Origin of the sequence: Maricaulis sp. W15 (assembly GCF_001924955.1) — a bacterium.
GTDB classification, from domain to species: domain Bacteria; phylum Pseudomonadota; class Alphaproteobacteria; order Caulobacterales; family Maricaulaceae; genus Maricaulis; species Maricaulis maris.
The window spans coordinates 34,520-53,638 of the sequence record NZ_LQXG01000019.1 but is presented as its reverse complement, the minus strand read 5'-3'; the positions used below and the strand labels follow the sequence as shown (position 1 = coordinate 53,638).

Genomic DNA, 19,119 nt, shown 5'->3' with positions numbered 1-19,119 from the left:
TCATGCGTTTCACCCTTTCCGCCACACTGGCCCTGGCCCTCAGTGCCGCCGCCTGTGCCCGCGAAGCCGAGACCAGCGCCAGCGATGCAGAGGTCGCCCGTCATCAGCCTGCACCGACTGTGTCAGCCCAGGCCGAACCGACGGCGCCGCAATGGCAATTGCCGGACGATGCCTGGCGCACGGCGGACCAGGAAGACCTGCTCTATATCGACACGGATCACGGCATGGTCATTGTCGAAATGGCACCGGAATTCGCGCCCAACCACGTCGCCCGCATGCGGACACTGGCGCAGGAACGCTTCTACGATTTCCTGGTCTGGCACCGCGTGATCGACGGCTTCATGGCCCAGGGCGGCGGTTCGCGGTCCAATCCCGGTCATGCGGCCGATGTGCCGGGGCTGGAAGCCGAGTTCACCGTGCGTCGCTCCGGCGAGCCGGTCGTGACCGAATTGCAGGACCGCATCATCAATCCGCGCGCCCTGCCTCAGACCGCCAAGGCCGGTTTCTGGGACGGTTTCCCTGCCGGTACGCAGACTGCGGCACTGGCCGCGATCACCGGTGATGGGCAGGTCCAGTCCTGGTTGCTGCATTGTCGAGGCGCCGCCTCGGCAGCGCGCACGGGAGATCCGAATTCCGCCCGCAGCCAATTCTATCTCACACGCGGTCATTCCGAGCATCTCAACGCGCAATACACCTCGTGGGGGCGCGTTCGCGTCGGTCAGGAAGCGGTTGATGCGATTGCCGTCGGATCCGCCATGGACGATCCCGATTTCCGCCCGGATACGATCCGCTCGATGCGCACGGGCGATGAATTGCCGGCGGAAGATCAGGTCACGATCCAGGTCGCCGACACCGACAGCGCGGCCTTCGCCAGCTATCTGGACACGCTGCGTGACGCGTCTGGAAATCTGCCCGACATTTGCGATATCACCGTGCCGACCCGGATTATGGAATAGGAAGACCCATGGCTGAAGAACATCTCGTATTCACGCTTGAAGGCGGCGACGTCACCATCAAGCTGCGCCCCGACCTGGCGCCCAAGCACGTTGCCCGTATCACTGAGCTGGCGAAAGACGGCTTTTATGACGGTCTGACCTTCCACCGTGTGATTGACGGTTTCGTCGCCCAGGGCGGTTGTCCGAATGGCAATGGCATGGGTGGGTCCGGCCAGCATATCCCGGCAGAATTCTCTGCCGAACCGCATGTTCGCGGCACCATGTCGATGGCCCGGGCGTCGGATCCGGACAGTGCATCCAGCCAGTTTTTCATCTGCCTGGATGACGTGCCTTACCTCAACAACCAGTACACGGTCTGGGGCGAAGTGATCTCCGGCATGGAACATGTCGATGCGCTGCCCAAGGGCGAGCCGCCGGCCAATCCTGGCTCGATCGTCAAGGCGACGGTCGTCGAGGCCTGAGGCCTTGAGCTGGATAAAGACACTTGATCGAAAGGCGGCCACTGGCCGCCTTTCGGCTATCTATGACCGGGTTGCCGGCAAGACTGGTCAGATCGACAATATCCTCGCCGCCCATTCCCTGCGCCCGCACACGCTGGAGGGCCATATGGCCCTCTACAAGGCGGTGCTGCACCATTACGGCAACAGCCTCGACAAGGCCTATCTGGAAGCCATCGGCACCTGGGTTTCTTCGCTGAACAAATGCGCTTATTGCGTCGAGCATCATTTCGCCGGGCTTACGAGCTTGCTGGGTGATGAAGACCGCGCGGCGCAGATCCGCGCCGCCATTCACAGCGGTATTCTGGAGCGCGCCTTTTCAGGGCGCGAGCTGGCCGGCCTGCGTTATGCGGAAATCCTGACGCGCACACCCCATGCGTTGACAGAGCAACATGTCGTGGCCCTGCGGGAGGCCGGGTTCGATGATGGCGAAATCCTGGAGATCAACCAGGTCACCGCTTATTTCGCCTACGCCAACCGAACCGTGCTGGGCCTTGGTGTCAGCCATGACGGCGAGACGCTGGGCTTGTCACCGAAGGCCTCCGACGATCCGGAAAGCTGGTCTCACGATTGATCCGGGCGCGCGGCCGCAAGGAGCCGCATGCGCGCTATCAACGGGCGGTGGTCCGAGCCGGTATCCGGCCCGGCCGTGATCGACATTGTCCGCCAGTCCTCGCCGGCAAAGATATGGTCAATCCCGATCAACATCGGCGCGACGGGCAGATCGCCGGTCAGGCCTTCCGACGGCCAGCTCGGTAGGGCGATGGATCGGCGCTCCAGGCCGAGGTCGCGCTCAATGCGGGCGAGGGCGCGGGATGGGGCCGCCGCATTGAAATCTCCCATCACGATCAGGGTCGATTGATCCATCCGGGTCAGCGCACGCGCGAGATTGCGGCGCTGGCAGTCCTGCGCAGCGCTGGGGAAGGGCCAGGTGAGATGGACGGAGACAATGACGGCGTCGCGTCCGTCCGGCAGCTCGACCCGGGCCCAGACCGCCGGCGGCAACTCCCAGTCACAGGGTACGGCATTCTCGAAGGAGATTTCCGGCGGATGCCGCACGCAGCCACTGTCCAGCATCGGCAGGCGGGTGAGCACGCGGACGGACCGGCAGCGCGCGACATGCGGGAAGGCGGATTCCAGCTGGTCGACGGCCGACTTGGCCTGGCGGGTTGCCTCCTGCAAGGCGAGGATATCTGGCGCCAGGGCTTCGATCACGGCTGGTACGCCTGCCGCATTGGTGCCGAGACCCCACAGATTATGGGTCATGACGGTCAGTTCGGCGCCGCCGCCCGACGCATCGGCGACCGGTTCGAGGTCCAGCCTCCGCAGCCATTCCGGGATGGCTGGCAACAGGATCGCCGCCACGCCCAGCGACAATGTGACGGGCAGCCAGCGATGGCGATTGCGCAGTGAGAACAGCGTCACGGCGATTGTGGATATCGCGACCAGCGGCCATATCTGCCGCCAGGCGTCAAAGCCGCGCCAGACCGGCGCCAGTGTGATAAATGCGGCGAGGCTGAGGACCACGCACAGGGCCAGAACCGCGGAAATCGTGTGACGCAAGGCCGGGATTCTCCATTCGCAACGCAGGCTTTCTACACGCCAAAGATTGCGAAGCCGTGTGTCCGAATATAGACCCCGCAGCCATGCGTGTTTCCGACTTTGATTTCCACCTCCCCGAGGAGCGGATTGCCCTGCGTCCCGCCCGGCCGCGCGATGCCGCACGAATGCTCCATGTCGCCTCCAATGGCGTGTTGGCCGATCGCGGCGTGCGCGACCTGCCGGACTTGCTGCAGCCGGGCGATCTGATGGTGTTCAACGACACCCGGGTGATCCCGGCGGCGCTCAAGGGCGTGCGTCCCGCAAGGGCGGTGGGCGGCGGCGGACCGGTCGAGCTTGAGGTCAATCTGCACAAGCGCATCGACGCTTCGGCCTGGCGGGCCTTCGTGCGGCCGGCCAAGCGTTTGCGCACTGGCGACACGATCACGTTCAGCGAGACGCTCACGGCGAAAGTGACCGGAAAGTCCGAAGGCGGCGATGTCCGTCTGGTCTTCAACGCCACCGGTGCAGCGCTGGATGCGGCCATCGCGGTGGCCGGCGAGATGCCGCTGCCGCCCTATATCGCCCGCAAGCGCGGCGTCGACGAGCAGGACGAGGCTGACTACCAGACCCTGTTTGCCACCCACGAAGGTTCGGTCGCAGCGCCGACCGCCGGTCTCCATTTCACGCCCGAGCTGATGGCCGCGCTCGACGCGCGCGGCGTCGAGCAGACCCGCGTCACCCTGCATGTTGGCGCGGGAACGTTCCTGCCCGTGAAGTCGGACGATACCAATGACCATCAGATGCACTCGGAATGGTGCACGGTGTCAGAGCAAGCCGCCGCCGCCATCAATGCCGCCAAGGCCGAGGGGCGCCGGGTCATCCCGGTTGGCACCACGGCCCTGCGCACGATTGAGAGCCTCGCCTCGGGCCCGGGCGTGATCAAGGCCGGCAGCCGCGACACGGACATTTTCCTTACGCCGGGCTCAAGCTTTGCCATCACCGACATGCTGATGACCAATTTCCACCTGCCCAAATCGACGCTCTTCATGCTGGTCAGCGCCCTGTCGGGCCTGGACGTCATGCAGCGCGCCTACGCCCATGCCATTGCGGCGGAGTATCGCTTTTACTCCTATGGCGATGCCTGCCTGCTGGAGCGCCGCACATGACGACCTTTCCCTATGAGATCCACGCCACCGATGGCGCGGCGCGAACCGGTGTTCTGAAGACCAGCCGCGGCGATATCCGCACACCGGCCTTCATGCCGGTCGGCACGGCGGCCACGGTGAAGGCGCTCTATATGGACCAGGTCCGCGAGACCGGGGCTGACATCATCCTGGGCAATACCTATCATCTCATGCTGCGTCCCGGCGCCGAGCGGGTGAAACGCCTTGGAGGGCTGCACAAGTTTTCTACCTGGCAGGGTCCGATGCTGACTGATAGTGGCGGCTTCCAGGTCTGGTCCCTGTCCAAGCTGCGCAAGATGACCGAGGAGGGGGTGAAATTCCGCTCCCATATCGACGGGTCCGAGCACAATCTCACGCCGGAGCGCTCGATCGAGATCCAGGCTGACCTATTGGGTGCCGACATCTCCATGCAGTTGGACGAGTGCACGCCCTTTGGCTGTTCGGAAAAAGAAGCCCGCACCAGCATGGAGCTCTCCATCCGCTGGGGGCAGCGCTCCAAGGCCGCCTTCGGCCCCCGCGACAGTCAGGCCCTGTTCGGCATTGTCCAGGGCTCGGTGTTTGAAAACCTCCGCCGTGAGAGCGCCGAGCGGCTGATCGAGACAGGCTATGACGGCTATGCCATTGGCGGCCTGGCGGTCGGTGAGGGCTTCGAGAAAATGTGCGACGTGCTCGATTTCACCACGCCGCACCTGCCGAGCGAACGTCCGCGTTATCTGATGGGTGTCGGCAAGCCGATTGATCTGGTGGAAGCCGTCGCCCGCGGTGTCGACATGTTCGACTGCGTCCTGCCGACCCGCTCCGGTCGCCATGGCCAGGCCTGGTCGGATCATGGCCCGATCAATATCAAGCGCGCCGAGTTCGCCGAGGATGACAGCCCGCTCAATCCGGAGATCGATTGTCCGGCCAGCCGGGATTATTCGAAGGCCTATCTCCACCATCTCTTCCGGGCCGGAGAATATCTCTCGGCCATGCTGCTCTCCTGGCATAATATCGCCTACTTTCAGCATCTGACGGCGCGTATGCGGACCGCGATTGCGGTGGGTGAGTTCGAGGCGTTCCGGCGGGATTTCCGGGCGAAGTGGGAAGCGGGACAGGCCGAAGCCGCCGCGCGGGCTTCATGACGTTGGACCTTCGCATCGAGGCGCTGGATGCGGTCGCGATTGATGCGCTGAGGTCCGAATTTTCCGCGTTGCTGACGGACTGTGTCGAGGCCGGCGCGTCCATTGGTTTCATGTCCCCGTTATTGGCCGGGCGGGCAGAGGAATTCTGGCGCGGTGTGGCCGAGGCTGTAGCCCGTGGCGACCGTATACTGTGGACCGTGCGGGACACCGGTACAGGCACGCTTCTCGGCACCGTCCAGCTCATCATCGGCCTGCCGGATAACCAGCCGCATCGCGGCGATGTGGCCAAGCTGATGGTTTCGCCACAGGCCCGTCGCCGCGGCGTGGCCGACGCGCTGATGGCGGCGCTGGAGGCTCATGCGCGCAACACCGGACTGCGGACGCTCGTTCTTGATACGGTGACCGGTTCGCCAGCCGATGCGCTCTATCGCAAGCGTGGCTGGGTCGAGGTCGGGGCGGTGCCGGATTATGCGCTGTTCCCGGACGGCAGCCCCTGTTCGACGACTTTCTTTTACAAGACGCTTTGACCTTACGCCCGGCGCACTGAGTCGGTTGATCCCTGGCAGCGACACGTCAGACCCGCGCGTTCCGACGCGGACTGAACCATTGATCTCTTGTCTGCCAGCGGGCCTCAGCCCGGGTTTCAGGTCAAGGGCGCCGCAGGCGCCGCTTCGCGGGCAGGCCCCTTGAGCTGAAATCCTGGCTGAGGCGGTCTCTCGGCAAGCGATGAATGGGGCGGAGTGGCGCGCCTGGCGCAACCATCTGCCCGATGGCACTAGGGCATGGCCCGGTCCCTAGCCTGACTCCCGCACAAAAAATTGCCCCCGGGTTGGGCGACCCGGGGGCAGATGGGCTTCAGTCGGGGACAGGGGCTGAAGCCCGCTCGGGGAGGAGCAATTACCGGTTGGAACCGGACGGCCCGTCGTCGAGCTCTTCCGTATTCTCGTTGTCGCCATAGTCACTGTCCGACAGCGGGAATTCGCTGGCCGCATCTTCGTTGAAGCGCGGCAGGGCTTCATACTCGGCGCGGGTGTAGTCGATCACCGCGATCGGGCGACGGCCTTCCGGGGAGAAGGAGACCTGCGAGGCGTCGATCTGGACCTCGTGACCGCCGATATCCAGCCAGCCGCCGGCTTCGACCACGATGGCCTCGACTTCGCCCTCGGTGGTCAGGCGGACCCGTTCAATCTCGCCCAGGCGGCCACCATCCTTGGTGTGAACCCGCAGGCCGACCCAGTGGTGGTCGTCCGTATAGGGGGCGCGGTCGAGGTCGGAATTGTCCCAAGCCTCGGCCGCAGCGCGGAAGAGATCATTGTCCTGGATGAAGCTGGAACGCTGCGGTGCGTTGGCATCACCCTCAACCTCGATCACGTCTTCGGATCGGGACTGCGACAGATCCTGCTGCGCCATTGTGGCGGCGCCGATCAGGGCGAGACCACCACCGGCGGCAGTGGTCACGGCGAAAGCACGGGTCAGAATGGAAAGGCGTGTCATGATGACCTCCTTGGTTGTCCAACAACCGGCGTGAGCCGGGAATGACGACGTGCGTCATCATCATTCACCAGGACAACGGGGAGGGGCGGGGATTTGTTCCGCCAGCCTGCATGACAATGCGGTAAGGCGCGGTCTATTCCTGTTCGGCCTCGACCAGTCCATAGGCCTCGAAGGCGCGTCGCATCTGTGCCGGCGGACAGCCGAAACCGTCATATAGGCCGCGCAGATAGGCGCGTCGGCGTTGCGCCATTTCGCGTTGCTCGCGGGCCTCGCGTTCGATCCGGCCGGCGCCGCCAAGGAAGCGAACAACGGGACGGACCGGGTTCAGGCCGACAATCGTGGAGTGATAAAGGCCACGGGCGCCGTCCGCCGCGGCGTCAGGCGCCTGTGCCGCGATATGGGCGCTCTGGCCCATCCAGGTGTCGTGGTCATGATCCTCTTCCTCGGCCAGGCGCTGTTCTTCCTCGATATCCGGGCCGAGCACCACCGTCAGGCGGGCAATGTCCTGGGAAACGGTGGAACAGCGCCGCGGCGAGCCGTCACCGCCATAGGGGGTGGGCACGGTTTCTTCGCCCTCATCGACCATGATCCGGCCCGGGCGCTCGCGCGGCAGGCCGACAGCGTCTTCCAGCGCTTCGGCGGTTTCCTCGCGCGCAAAATTGCTCGCACTGCCGGTGGATTGCCGGGTGGAACTGCATGCGCTCGCGCTCATCGCCACGACCAGACATGCCAAAAGACTCAATCTTGCCCTCATGCGCTGCATTTTAATCGGTGATTGCGGCGAAATCTCATCAAAAATGCTGAAATCAGCAGGCAAAGCCCGATTGACCCCCCGGAATCGCGCGTATAGGTTCCGCCCTCCTCGTTCGGGGAGCCGATAGCTCAGCTGGTAGAGCAACTGACTTTTAATCAGTAGGTCCAGGGTTCGAATCCCTGTCGGCTCACCATTTCAAAGCCTTCCGCAATATCGCTAGTAATGGGACGTCGCCGCGTGCGGGACTCCGTCCCATTGACCGCACGCGCGAGGCGCGGACCCGTCCATAAAACCCATGCCAGCCAGCGGGCCGTATCCGGTTCTTGAGGTCAAGGGCGGCGCAGCCGCCGCTTCGCGGTTTCACCCTTGAGCTCAAGAACCGGATACGGCTTTCTCCCGGCAAGGGTTGAATGGCGAGGTGCGCGCATCACGCGTCTTTCCGACCGCGCGCAGGAAGAGGCGCGTCACGCCGGCGTTCAAGTCTTCCAACACTTCGCCACCGTCATCGCCGGCTTGTCCGGCGGAACTCGTTCATGCGTTCAACGGGGAAGCAAAGGTCCCCCGGATCGCGGCATTGCCGCGCCTGTGGGACGACGACGGTGTTGGTGCGAAGAGGCTGGGACTTGGCACATACCTCTGTCTCCGTACGCTCTCGCGCCGGAGAGGGAGGGGCGTAGCGTGTACGACAAGCACCTGTCAGTCTGCCGCCGCGACATCCCGGGAAATGGAAAACCGACCCTTGGCTGTGTTTGGCTTGACCTTCCTGCCATACCACCCCAGCTTCTCCGCAATAAAATGGGGAGGGGTTCATGCGTATCCGATATTTGGCATTGGGATTGGCAGCGCTGGCGGTCTCGGCGTGTTCGTCTGACGAGGAGGCCGTCTTCACGCCGGTCGCGGCCGAGGATCTGGTGCGTATGGTCGGGCAGGGCGAGCTGGTCGGCTTCGAAACCGAGGCGGGCGCCGCGGCCTGGATGGCCGTACCCTATGCCGCGCCGCCGGTTGGCGAGCTGCGCTGGCGGGCGCCGCGCCCGCCCTTGGCCTTCGACGCACGGCTGGACGCGCTTCAGGCTGGTGCGGTCTGCCCGCAGGTGACGAATAATCTCTCGGCTGGCGAGATCTATGAGATCGGCGAGCTGATCGGTGCCGAGGATTGTCTCACACTCGATATATATGCCCCCCGCGACGCGCAGCCCGGTGATGAGCTGCCGGTGATGATGTGGATCCATGGCGGCGCCAATGTCTGGGGTTCGTCATCCGCCTATGACGGCTCGAACCTAGCCAGCCAGCAGGGCGTGATCGTGGTCGCGGTGCAATACCGGCTTGGGCCGTTGGGCTTTCTGGCCCACCCGGCACTGCGGGCGGATGCGGAGATCGCCGATGATGCGGCGGCCAATTTTGCCCTTCTGGACCTGGTCGCGGCACTGCACTGGATCGGCGGCAATATCGAGATGTTCGGCGGTGATGCCGGGCGGGTGACGATTTTCGGTGAGAGTGCCGGTGCCTACAATATCGCCGGCCTGATGTCGACGCCGCAGGCGCGCGGGCTGTTCCACAGGGCGATCATGCAGAGCGGTGGCACCGCCTCGGTTCCGCTCGATATCGCCGAACAGGGTGGCGGCACCGATGCCGTGGCCGGTCTGGCTGCAGCGTCTGCCATCGCCGGCGATGGCGCCGATGGTGCGGCGCTGCGATCGGCGACGCTGGACACCGTCTTTGCCCCTTATCGCGATGAAAGCGGAGAGTTGACCTCCCTGCCGCGCATGATCGAGGACGGGGTGACGCTGCGCGAAGGCGGGATACTCGCGGCAGCCGAAGATCCGGACGGGTTTGCGCCTGTCCCCCTGATCACCGGAACCAATCGCGACGAGATGAAGCTTTATACGGTGTTCAACCCGCAATTGACGCGGCGGCTCGGGCCGCTCGTCTGGCTGCGGGATCGCGACGCCTATGAGGCCGCGGTCGAATATCCCAGCCGCAATTGGCGTCGCAACGCCGTTGACGACCTGCTGAACCGGCTGGCGGCAAACGGACGCAGCGATATCTGGGCCTATCGCTTTGATTGGGACGAAGGTGGTTCGGTGCTCGTGACCGACACGGGAGAGTTGCTGGGCGCCGCCCACGCCATGGAAATCCCCTTCGTGTTCAATCATTTCGAGCTGTTCGGATCGTTCGACCGCGTCCTGTTCAATGATCGCAATGCCGTCGGCCGCCTCGAACTCGCAGACACAATGGGGGCCTATTGGGCGCAATTCGCAGCCACCGGCGAGCCGGGTGACGGCATTGGCATGGGGCCGGACTGGCCGCGATGGACCGATACTGGCGCGGCGCTTCGGTTCGACACGCTCGATGATGGCGGGCCGGAAGTGTTCGCACGGACCGAGAGCCCGCTCGCCATCGCGTCGGACCTTGCTGCCGACGATCGGGTGAATGATGTCGAGCGCTGCCGCATCGCCGCTGGCATGACCACGCGCGAACCCGTTTTGACGCCCATTTTCGACAGCGTGCTGGACTGCCCGCAGGGCTAGTGGTCTGCTCAGGCACTTAGCCTCGCTGCGTTGCAACAAGCCACTGGTGACATGGGCGAGGCGCGTTATGCTGAGGTGGGCAGGGCATTCGGCTCGCCCGTGATTCGGCGGTTGGTATGGACTCACTCCTCTTCCAGGCAGCCATCTATCTCGGCGCCGGCGTGATCGCGGTCCCGATCGCACACCGGCTCGGCCTCGGTTCGGTGCTCGGATATCTGCTGGCCGGCGTGGCGATCGCGCCAGTGCTCGACCTGGTCGGCTCGGATCCGGAAAGCGTCCAGCATTTTGCCGAGTTCGGCGTCGTGATGATGCTCTTCCTGGTCGGCCTGGAACTACAGCCTCGCCTGCTCTGGGACCTTCGCGTGCGCCTGTTCGGGCTTGGCGGTTTGCAGGTCGCCGTGACAACCGCCGCCGTTGCCGGTTTCTGCCTCGCCATCGGTCTTGATCTGCGCCTGTCGATCGCGCTCGGCCTTATCTTCGCTCTGTCCTCGACCGCCATCGTCCTGCAGACACTGGGCGAAAAGGGCTGGTTGCGGACACAAGGCGGGCAATCAGCGTTCTCGGTTCTTCTCTTCCAGGACATTGCCGTCATTCCGATGCTGGCGCTGATGCCATTTCTTGCCCTGCCCGGCGGCGGGGAGGCGGCGGCGGAACTGGCGGCGCATGGCGGGGGCGATACGCCGTTCACGCATCTGCCGGCCTGGGCACAAGGTCTGGTGACGCTGGGCGTCGTCGGAGCGATCGTGCTTGGCGGTCGCTATCTGACCCGGCCGGCCTTTCGCATCATCGCCCGCACCGGCCAGCACGAGCTTTTCCTGTCGGCGGCGCTCTTCCTGGTGATCGGGATCGCGGTCCTGATGAGCATGGTCGGTCTGTCGCCGGCACTGGGCACATTCCTTGCCGGCGTGTTGTTGGCCGAGAGCGAATACCGCCACGAGCTGGTCAGCGATCTCGAGCCGTTCAAAGGCCTGCTTCTGGGCGTGTTTTTCATCACGGTCGGGGCGAGCATGGAATTCTCCCTGCTGGCGGACCATCCCGGCATGATCGTCGGACTTACCCTGGCCTTGATCGGTGTGAAGGGGTTGATCCTGCTGGGACTTGCCTTTGCCTTCCGGATGAAGGGGCGGGCGCGCTGGTTGTTTACCTTTTCCCTCGCCCAGAGCGGTGAGTTCGGCTTTGTGTTGTTGGCCTTTGCCAGCGGCGTCGATGTGGTGCCCGACGCTGTTGCCGAAATTGCCGGCTTGGTCGTCGCCCTGTCGATGATGGCGACGCCGGTGCTCATGATCGTCTTCGAGCGCTTTGTATCGCCGCGTGTGCGCCGGCCCGCGTCGCCCGAGCGCGAAGAGGACCTGATCGAGGAGGAGGCACCGGTCATCATCGCCGGGATGGGGCGTTTCGGGCAGATCGTCCAGCGCTTGCTGGTGATGGACGGCTACAAGCCGGTCGTGCTCGATAACTCCGCCGAGCATATTGAGGGCCTGCGGAAATTCGGTATACAGGTCTATTACGGTAATGCCATGCGACCGGGCCTGTTGGAGGCGGCCGGTATTGCCAGGGCGCGTTTGCTGGTCGTGTGTACCGACAGCCGAGAGCGCGCGGTCGAACTGGTCCATCACGTCAAGCAACGCTATCCGCATGTCTATGTGATCGCCCGCGCCGCCAGCCGGGAGCATGTCTATCAGCTGCGCGCGGCCGGTGCCGACCTGGCGATTCGCGAGATGTTCGGTTCGTCACTCGATGCGGCGCGGCGCTCGCTTGAAGTGTTGGGCGAGGCGCCGGAACGGGCGCGCCGCAAGACCGAGGCTTTCGCCCGTCATGACGAAGAGAGCCTGCAGCAATTATTCGAGGTCTGGGACGCCGACACCAATGTCTATGACAATGAAGCCTATATGGAAAAAGCCCGATCACGTGTTGTCTCCCTGGCCGAAATCATGGCCGAGGACATCGGAGATCCGGATGAAGACCCCGCGCGCGATGAAACCGAATAGGCTGGTTTTGCGTTGAGTCGAAACACCTCCCTGCGGAGGTTACAGGTCGGGCTGAATTGGTTAACGTGGTGTCGGCAGTGAGGGGGCCTATCGGTGACACAGCACCGCAGTTTTACGACGATCTTCGTCGGGGTGATTGTCGGCATCTTGCTGGTGTTGTCCTCGGCATGGTCGGGGGCGATGGCGGCGGCCATGCAGGACGTTGTTGTGCCCGGTTCCGACACCGCCGGCGAGACACCGGTCGAGGTCGTTCCGCTCACCCCGGCCCGACCGCTCGCCGACCTCGATCTGTGGGCGTCCCGCATCAATGGCTGGACCGAGGCGCATCGCGAGGCGATCAGTGTCCGCCTGTTTGACGCCTCCAGTCATGGTTTGCCGGACCTTGATCCCTTCGCACGCGCCATTCTCGATCCCGCGCGGCCCGAATCCGAACGGAATCATTTGGCCGGACTGGCGTATCTACGGTTTGCCGGGTGGCTGGAGTACGGCTTGATCGATGCCGAGACGCACGCGCCCCGGCGTCTGTTCGACAGTGAGGCGGCGCTGCTTGTTCGCCGTCTCGGCTGGGCCTTTGAAGCCGGGGATGCCGCCCAGGCGCTTGATGACAGTGTTCCCCAGGTCCGTGATTATGATGCCCTGCGCCTGGAAATGATGCGGGTGCTCGCGGTCACGCCAATCTGGGCCGGGATCGAAAGCGGTCCCTCACTCAGCCTCGGCGACAGCGGTCCGCGGGTCGATCAGTTGCGGACGCGGCTGACCTCGGAAGGCCTGCTGGATACGGTTTGGCGCGATGGCGACCCGTTCGATCTCCGCCTCGAGACCGCGGTGCGACGCTATCAGGGGCGGGCGAATCTCGCACCATCCGGGCGCCTGGACCAGGCGACGCTGCGCCAACTCAACCTTCCGCCAAATCGTCGCATTGGGCAGTTGATGGCCAATCTGGAACAGCGCCGCTGGCGGACGCGCGAGCTGGGGCGCCGCCATATCTGGGTCAATCTTGCCGATTTCAGACTGGAAGCCTGGGAGAATGGCGAGCTGGTTCGTGAGCACGAAGTCATGGTCGGGCGACAAGCCAGTTCGACGCCCGAGTTTTCAGAGGACATGCAGTATATTGTCCTCAATCCATGGTGGGGGTTGCCGGCCGGATCGGCGCGGCCGCGCTTCCAGTCCTTCCGACGCAATCCCGGCCTGGTGCGCCAGCACGGATTCCGGATCTACAACCGGGCCGGCGAACCGGTCTCTGTTTATGAGATCGACTGGAGTCGCTGGGGCAATGACTGGCCGTACCGCATGTCGCAGCCGCCCGGGCCGACCAACCCGATGGGGGAGGTGAAGTTCATTTTTCCCAATCGCCACAATGTTTACATTCACGATACGACCGAGCGTGACCAGTTCGTGCGGACCCGCCGGGACTTCTCGGCCGGCTGTATTCGCGTCCGTGATCCGCTTGCTTTGGCAAGCTGGGTTCTCGCCGGGCAGGCGGGTTGGGATCGTGATCGCATTGATGCCGTCACGGCGGGCAGTTCGCCGACCGTCGTGTGGCTCGACGAGCGCATTCCGGTCCATATTGCCTACTGGACCGTCGTCGGCGACGCCGAGGGGCGCGTGCGATATCTCAATGATCTCTACAGGCGCGATGGTAGCGTTATCGATGCCTATCTCGCAGCCTACGAATCCGGGTCCGGCCTGGCGCTGCCAGTGTCACGCGGTTCGGCCGGCGCAGTCGCTGCCAGCTTTGATTGAATGCATCGGGATATCCCCAAGCCGATGTAATCTTGCTACAGGTTAGACCGGCTGAACTGGCAAGTCGGCGACGCCGTCCCGGTTCTCAACACTTTGAAAATGAACAAGAATATATTTTGATGAGCGCGTGGTTGCAAATTGAGTGTAGCGTCACTGCAACGGGTACGAATTTTTACACCAAATGCTTGATTTCGCCCCCTGCGGTGTAGCGCTCGCGATCTAATTGTAGTAGAAAAAATCATAGGTATTGCCTTTTCAGGCCTTATCCTCGTGTCCGGCATTCGGTCGGAAACGGTCAGTCACACCAAGGGAGCCTCGCTCCCGGAGGGGGAATGATGAAGAAACGGCTTTTTACGGCGGTCGCCGTTGGGGCCTTCCTGGCAGCGGGTCCCGCGTTCGCTGACGAAGGCTGGTATGTGAGCGGCGCTGTCGGTTATGGCGGCCCGGGTGATACGGATGTCTCCGGTTCGCTGAATGGTGAAATTCAGGGTGAAGGCAATTGGCGCGAAGCCGTTGCACTTGGCTATGAATGGATGGACGGCTTCCGCCTCGAAGGCGAGCTGGCGCACCGCTACAATGATACGGGCGCTGTCGGCAGTTTCGAGCACAGCCTCAGCGACTTCCAGATCTGGTCTCTGATGGCGAACGCTATCTTTGACTTCAATCCGGATGGTTCCTACCACCCGTATGTCGGTCTTGGTCTCGGCCTTGCCGAAGTCAGCGGCACGCTTACAGGCTTCTCGGCCGGTACGACACCGATCAACCCGACTGCAGCGGACTACGTCATCGCGCAGGGCAGCGACAATCCGTTCGCTTGGCAGGTGATGGCCGGTATCGGCTGGGATCTGACCCAGCGTCTGACCCTGGACACGGAATACCGCTATTTCTCCACCGGCAGCACGGATTTTGATCCGGGCGTGAGCGTCGATGGTCTTGGTGGTCATGAAGTGTGGGTTGGTCTGCGTTATTCCTTCGCAGCTCCGCCGCCTCCGCCGCCTCCGCCGCCGCCGCCTCCGCCGCCGCCTCCGCCTCCTCCGCCGCCTCCGCCTCCGCCGCCTCCTCCGCCGGCGTGTGACGATGTCAGCTTCCCGGTCTACTTCGAATGGGATAGCTCGACGCTTACGGATCAGGCGCGTGCTGTTGTGGCTCAGGCTGCAAACCAGCGTGGTTCCTGCGGCGTCACTCGCGTGACCGTCGCGGGCTTCACAGACCGTTCCGGTGCAGCGTCCTACAATGTGGGCCTGTCCGAGCGTCGTGCCCGCGTTGTTCGTGACGAGCTGGTCCGCCTTGGCGTGGCAGCGAGCACGATCTCGATGGAAGCCTTTGGTGAGACCCGCAACGCCGTTGCGACCGCCGATGGTGTCCGCGAGCCGCTGAACCGCCGTACGGAAGTGGTTATCGTCCTCGATTAATCCTCGAGCACGAGCACTGAAATGGATGCGGCCCGGTGTTTGTCACCGGGCCGCATTTTTTTTGTTCTGGCCGCGCGTTTGGAAATTTAATGCGGCGAACGCGCTGTTTCGGGGCATGATTGGGCGGTTTTTCTGCTCTGCTGAGGACAGGCTTGACCGGTCCGGCAGGGCAGTACAAACCGGCTGAAATCCTTCGCACCATCCAGGTCGCGAAGCGTCGGGAGGACACTGATGAGCAAGCCGGACAAATCCTATCGCAAGCGACAGATCGCCGGGCAAACGCTGAGCCCGGAAACCCAGATGATGAGCTATGGTTATGACCCGAAGCTCTCGGAGATGTCGATCAAGCCGCCGATTTTCCTGACATCGACCTTTGCTTTTGCGACGGCCGAGGATGGTGCTGCCTTTTTCCGGGTAACGCTGGGCCAGGCCGAGGAGGGCGATCCCGAAGCCGCCGGTCTGATGTACTCGCGCTTCAACAACCCCAATATGGAAGTTCTGGAAGATCGCCTGGCGCTCTATGACGGCGCTGACGAAGCCGCCGTCTTCTCGTCCGGTATGGCGGCAATTTCGACCACGCTGATGGGGCTGGCCCATGCGGGTTCGGTCATCCTGCAGTCGACCCCGCTTTATGGCGGAACCGAAAGCCTGATCCGCAAATTTCTGCCGCACTATGGCATCAAGTCGGTCGATTTCTTCGCCGGCGCCCGCGAGGACGAATTGCGCGATGCCGCAGAAGCGGCCATGGCAGAAGGCGAAGTCTCGGTAATCTACACAGAGACACCGACCAATCCGACCAATGATCTTGTCGATCTTGCGGCTTGTCGCCGGATCGCCGACATGATCGGCGAGAAACAGGGCAAGCGCCCCTGGATTGTTGTCGACAACACCTTCCTCGGTCCGATCGGCCAGGCGCCGATCGCGCTCGGCGCCGATGTCGTCATCTATTCGCTGACCAAATATATCGGCGGTCATTCCGACCTGATCGCCGGCTCGGCGTCCGGGTCGAGTGCGGCCATGGCCCAGATCCGCGGGCTGCGCGGCTATCTCGGCACCAATCTGGATGCCCATACCTGCTGGATGTTGCTGCGCTCGCTGGAGACTGTGAAGATCCGCATGGAGGCGGCGGCGCTCGGTGCCCGCAAGGTGGCCGAGTATCTGCGCGACCATCCCAAGGTCGGTCGTGTCCGCTATCTTGGTTTCCTTGAGAAAGGCACGCGCGATGGCGATGTCTTCCACGCGCAATCCTCGATGGCCGGCTCCACCTTTGCCTTTGACCTTGCGGATGAGAAGGCGGCTTTCCGCATGCTCAATGCGCTGCAGGTCATGAAGCTGGCGGTCAGTCTTGGTGGAACCGAGACCCTGATCTGCCACCCCGGATCAACCACCCACCGGGGTGTCGACCCGGAACTGCGCAAGCGTCAGGGGTTTTCGGACGGGCTGGTGCGGATTTCGGTCGGTATCGAAAACCCCGACGATCTGATTGCCGATCTCGCCCAGGCGCTCGAGAATGCCTGATAGCGCGACCATGTAACCCCGGTCGACACATCCTGTCGGCCGGGGTGGACGGCTCCGTTTAAACGGCTATCACTGGATCATGCACGACAAACTGGACCTCAATCCGGACGAACGCGCCGCACTCGACTGGGTCGATACGCGGGCCGATGGCATGATCGAAACGGTCAAGGCCTGGTCGGCGATCAATTCCGGCAGCCGCAATGCGGCCGGGCTGGAAGCCATGCGCGGCGAACTCGAGACGGCCTTCGCCGAGACCGGTGGCGAGATCAGCGCGATCGAGCTGCCGCCAACCACCGTGGTCGATCCGGACGGCACGGTCCGCGAGCAGGCCTTCACGCCGTCCTTTCACTGCCGGATCCGGCCGCAAGCGCCGATCCGTATTGTCATGACCGGCCACCACGACACTGTGTTCCCTGCCGAGAGCGCCTTTCAGGCCACCCGTCTGTGGGATGAGGACACGCTCAATGGTCCCGGTGTTGCCGACATGAAGGGCGGCATTCTGGTGATGCTGCACGGCATTCTCGCCCTGGAGCGTTCGCCCTGGAAGGATGAGATCGGCATCGATGTGCTGATAAGCCCGGACGAGGAAATCGGTTCATTGGGTTCGGCTTCGGTGATCGCCGAGCTGGGCGCTGGCGCCGATATCGGCATGACCTATGAGCCGGCCCTGGCGGATGGATCGTTGGCCGGTGCACGCAAGGGGTCGGGCAATTGGTCGTTGAAGGTCACCGGTCGCGCGGCCCATGCCGGCCGTGAACACCATCTCGGGCGGAACGCCCTGGCGGCAGCCTGCCAGTTCGGCCTCGGCCTTGATGCGCTCAACGGCAAGCGTCCTGATGTCACTTTCAATCTCGCCCGCATTGATGGCGGCGGTCCGCCCAACGTGGTGCCGGACAATGCCGTCGCGCGTTTCAATGTCCGTGTGAAAACCGAGAACGACCGGGTCTGGGTTGAAGCAGAGCTGGAACGTCTCGTCGATGAGATCCGCATCCGCGACGGTATCGGGGCCGAGCTGCATGGTGGCTTTACCCGACCGCCCAAGCCGATGTCACCGGCCAATGCCAAAATGTTCGAATGGACCAAGGCGGCCGGTTCGACACTGGGCCTCGACATTCGCTGGCAGGATACGGGCGGGGTCTGTGAGGGCAATAATCTCTGGGCCGCCGGCTGTCCGAATGTGGATACATTGGGCGTCCGCGGTGCCGATATCCATTCCGATCGCGAGATCGTCAAACTGTCCAGCTTTGCCGAACGCGCCAAATTGTCAGCGGTCATGCTGATGAAGTTCGCGCAAGGCCAATTCGACGCGCGAGAAGCGCGCGCCCTGGCCAAGGGCCGGGCCTGAAGACTGATCGGGAGGGATCATGCTGATCGTACGTGCGGCCAAACGGTCGGACCTGGATGCCTTGGTGCGGCTGGCTGATGAGGCCGGCACCGGTTTCACCTCGCTTGCCGTCCCGCCCGAGGTCCTCGAAGAGCGCTTGACCAAGTCCGAGGCGGCTTTTTCAGGTCCCGGCGGCACCCAGACCGAAGACACCTACCAGCTGATGCTGGAAGACACCGAGACCGGCAAGATTGTTGGGTGCTCGGCAGTCAAGGCAATGGTCGGGGTATCGAAACCCTATTGGGATTTCAAGATTATGACGCTGGCCCAGCACTCCACCGAAGCGGACCGCCGCTTCGATATGGACGCCATGTTGCTGGTCAATGATTTCGCCGGCGCGTCCGAGGTGGGCACCCTGTTCGTATCCGAAGCCGGTCGCGGCAGCGGCGCCGGACGCTTGGTCGCCCAGTCGCGCTATCTCCTGATCGCCGCGGGGCCTGACCGGTTCGGCGACAAGGTGCTCGCGGAATTGCGCGGCGTGGTGCATGAAGACGGTTCATCGCCCTTCTTTGACCATGTCTCGCGGCCCTTTTTCCGGATGGACTTCGACGATGCCGACCGACTGTCGGCGGGGACCGACAACCAGTTCATCCTCGATCTCGGCCCACAACACCTGATCTATGTCGACTTGTTGCCGGAGGCAGCCCGAGCCGTGATCGGCAAGACTCACAAAGATGGCGAGGGCGCCTACAACCTGCTCAAGTGGGAGGGCTTCCACTATGATCGCTATGTGGACATTTTTGATGGCGGTCCGCTGGTGTCCACCTGGACCGAAAATATTCGCACCCTGCGCGAAAGCCGCGAGGTAACCGTACGCGCCGCGACTACCGCAGGCGGTGCCGAGGGTATTCTTTCGACCGACCGGTTCGAAGACTTCCGGACCTGTCAGGTCCAGCTGGTGGATGACGGCGATGTTGTCGGCGTTTCATATGACACCATGCAGGCACTCGACCTGCGCGAGGGCGACCGCGCCCGTTTCTGGCGACGCAAGAGGTAGG

At 63.4% G+C, this 19,119-nt stretch carries 16 protein-coding genes and 1 tRNA gene; 14 read left to right on the top strand and 3 right to left on the bottom strand.

The window, feature by feature from the left end; genetic code table 11:
- Positions 1–2: 2 nt before the first annotated feature.
- From AWH62_RS13045 to AWH62_RS13035, 3 genes are read left to right on the top strand one after another with little or no spacing between them, the layout of a single operon-like run.
- Positions 3–956: a peptidylprolyl isomerase gene (locus tag AWH62_RS13045; RefSeq protein ID WP_083635187.1), complete on the top strand. Its 954-nt coding sequence runs from the start codon at positions 3–5 to the stop codon at positions 954–956.
- Positions 957–964: 8 nt separating this feature from the next.
- Positions 965–1,417, top strand: a complete 453-nt coding sequence (locus tag AWH62_RS13040; RefSeq protein WP_075190942.1) for a peptidylprolyl isomerase — start codon at positions 965–967, stop codon at positions 1,415–1,417.
- A 4-nt stretch (positions 1,418–1,421) separates the two neighbouring features.
- Positions 1,422–2,027 (top strand): carboxymuconolactone decarboxylase family protein, encoded by a 606-nt coding sequence (locus AWH62_RS13035; protein ID WP_075190941.1) that lies wholly within the window; start codon positions 1,422–1,424, stop codon positions 2,025–2,027.
- Here AWH62_RS13035 and AWH62_RS13030 read toward each other — a convergent pair.
- Entirely contained in the window at positions 2,018–3,016 is a 999-nt protein-coding gene (locus tag AWH62_RS13030; RefSeq protein WP_075190940.1) for an endonuclease/exonuclease/phosphatase family protein, read from the bottom strand. The genes AWH62_RS13035 and AWH62_RS13030 overlap by 10 nt on opposite strands.
- A gap of 83 nt (positions 3,017–3,099) precedes the next feature.
- On the opposite strand from AWH62_RS13030, the gene queA reads away from it, so the two are divergent.
- From queA to AWH62_RS13015, 3 genes are read left to right on the top strand one after another with little or no spacing between them, the layout of a single operon-like run.
- Positions 3,100–4,161, top strand: a complete 1,062-nt coding sequence (gene queA, locus AWH62_RS13025) for a tRNA preQ1(34) S-adenosylmethionine ribosyltransferase-isomerase QueA (RefSeq protein WP_075190939.1) — start codon at positions 3,100–3,102, stop codon at positions 4,159–4,161.
- Positions 4,158–5,300 (top strand): tRNA guanosine(34) transglycosylase Tgt, encoded by a 1,143-nt coding sequence (tgt, locus tag AWH62_RS13020; protein WP_075190938.1) that lies wholly within the window; start codon positions 4,158–4,160, stop codon positions 5,298–5,300. Before queA ends, tgt begins: the two co-directional genes overlap by 4 nt.
- A complete protein-coding gene (locus tag AWH62_RS13015) occupies positions 5,297–5,827 on the top strand; it encodes an N-acetyltransferase (protein ID WP_075190937.1) in 531 nt (176 codons plus the stop codon). Before tgt ends, AWH62_RS13015 begins: the two co-directional genes overlap by 4 nt.
- A 370-nt stretch (positions 5,828–6,197) precedes the next feature.
- On the opposite strand, the gene AWH62_RS13010 is transcribed toward AWH62_RS13015, so the two are convergent.
- Entirely contained in the window at positions 6,198–6,794 is a 597-nt protein-coding gene (locus tag AWH62_RS13010) for a PRC-barrel domain-containing protein (RefSeq protein WP_075190936.1), read from the bottom strand.
- A gap of 133 nt (positions 6,795–6,927) precedes the next feature.
- Positions 6,928–7,506: a hypothetical protein gene (locus AWH62_RS13005; RefSeq protein WP_075190935.1), complete on the bottom strand. Its 579-nt coding sequence runs from the start codon at positions 7,504–7,506 to the stop codon at positions 6,928–6,930.
- 159 nt (positions 7,507–7,665) lie between these two features.
- Here AWH62_RS13005 and AWH62_RS13000 point away from each other — a divergent pair.
- From AWH62_RS13000 to AWH62_RS12965, 8 genes are all read left to right on the top strand, one after another.
- A tRNA-Lys gene (locus tag AWH62_RS13000) sits at positions 7,666–7,741 on the top strand.
- Positions 7,742–8,357: 616 nt separating this feature from the next.
- Positions 8,358–10,076, top strand: a complete 1,719-nt coding sequence (locus AWH62_RS12995; protein WP_075190934.1) for a carboxylesterase/lipase family protein — start codon at positions 8,358–8,360, stop codon at positions 10,074–10,076.
- A gap of 116 nt (positions 10,077–10,192) precedes the next feature.
- The gene (locus AWH62_RS12990; RefSeq protein ID WP_075190933.1) at positions 10,193–12,064 is read left to right on the top strand and encodes a monovalent cation:proton antiporter-2 (CPA2) family protein; all 1,872 of its coding nucleotides are present in this window, start codon (positions 10,193–10,195) and stop codon (positions 12,062–12,064) included.
- Positions 12,065–12,157: 93 nt separating this feature from the next.
- A complete protein-coding gene (locus AWH62_RS12985; RefSeq protein WP_075190932.1) occupies positions 12,158–13,807 on the top strand; it encodes a murein L,D-transpeptidase in 1,650 nt (549 codons plus the stop codon).
- A gap of 335 nt (positions 13,808–14,142) precedes the next feature.
- Entirely contained in the window at positions 14,143–15,219 is a 1,077-nt protein-coding gene (locus AWH62_RS12980; RefSeq protein WP_075190931.1) for an OmpA family protein, read from the top strand.
- A gap of 231 nt (positions 15,220–15,450) precedes the next feature.
- On the top strand, positions 15,451–16,737 hold the full coding sequence (locus AWH62_RS12975) for a cystathionine gamma-synthase family protein (RefSeq protein WP_075190930.1): 1,287 nt from the start codon (positions 15,451–15,453) through the stop codon (positions 16,735–16,737).
- A gap of 79 nt (positions 16,738–16,816) precedes the next feature.
- Positions 16,817–18,082: a hydrolase gene (locus tag AWH62_RS12970; RefSeq protein WP_075190929.1), complete on the top strand. Its 1,266-nt coding sequence runs from the start codon at positions 16,817–16,819 to the stop codon at positions 18,080–18,082.
- 19 nt (positions 18,083–18,101) lie between these two features.
- Positions 18,102–19,118 carry an arginine N-succinyltransferase gene (locus tag AWH62_RS12965; RefSeq protein WP_075190928.1) on the top strand — a complete coding sequence of 339 codons (1,017 nt, stop codon included), beginning with the start codon at positions 18,102–18,104 and terminating at the stop codon, positions 19,116–19,118.
- The last annotated feature ends 1 nt before the right edge of the window (position 19,119 follow it).

Excerpts from the sequence above, each read along its gene's own strand:
- AWH62_RS13045 (WP_083635187.1), top strand. The coding sequence starts at position 3 with ATGCGTTTCACCCTTTCCGCCACACTGGCCCTGGCCCTCAGTGCCGCC.
- AWH62_RS13040 (WP_075190942.1), top strand. The coding sequence starts at position 965 with ATGGCTGAAGAACATCTCGTATTCACGCTTGAAGGCGGCGACGTCACC.
- queA (WP_075190939.1), top strand. The coding sequence starts at position 3,100 with ATGCGTGTTTCCGACTTTGATTTCCACCTCCCCGAGGAGCGGATTGCC.
- tgt (WP_075190938.1), top strand. The coding sequence starts at position 4,158 with ATGACGACCTTTCCCTATGAGATCCACGCCACCGATGGCGCGGCGCGA.
- AWH62_RS13015 (WP_075190937.1), top strand. The coding sequence starts at position 5,297 with ATGACGTTGGACCTTCGCATCGAGGCGCTGGATGCGGTCGCGATTGAT.
- AWH62_RS13010 (WP_075190936.1), bottom strand. The coding sequence starts at position 6,794 with ATGACACGCCTTTCCATTCTGACCCGTGCTTTCGCCGTGACCACTGCC.
- AWH62_RS13005 (WP_075190935.1), bottom strand. The coding sequence starts at position 7,506 with ATGAGCGCGAGCGCATGCAGTTCCACCCGGCAATCCACCGGCAGTGCG.
- AWH62_RS12995 (WP_075190934.1), top strand. The coding sequence starts at position 8,358 with ATGCGTATCCGATATTTGGCATTGGGATTGGCAGCGCTGGCGGTCTCG.
- AWH62_RS12990 (WP_075190933.1), top strand. The coding sequence starts at position 10,193 with ATGGACTCACTCCTCTTCCAGGCAGCCATCTATCTCGGCGCCGGCGTG.
- AWH62_RS12980 (WP_075190931.1), top strand. The coding sequence starts at position 14,143 with ATGAAGAAACGGCTTTTTACGGCGGTCGCCGTTGGGGCCTTCCTGGCA.
- AWH62_RS12975 (WP_075190930.1), top strand. The coding sequence starts at position 15,451 with ATGAGCAAGCCGGACAAATCCTATCGCAAGCGACAGATCGCCGGGCAA.
- AWH62_RS12970 (WP_075190929.1), top strand. The coding sequence starts at position 16,817 with ATGCACGACAAACTGGACCTCAATCCGGACGAACGCGCCGCACTCGAC.
- AWH62_RS12965 (WP_075190928.1), top strand. The coding sequence starts at position 18,102 with ATGCTGATCGTACGTGCGGCCAAACGGTCGGACCTGGATGCCTTGGTG.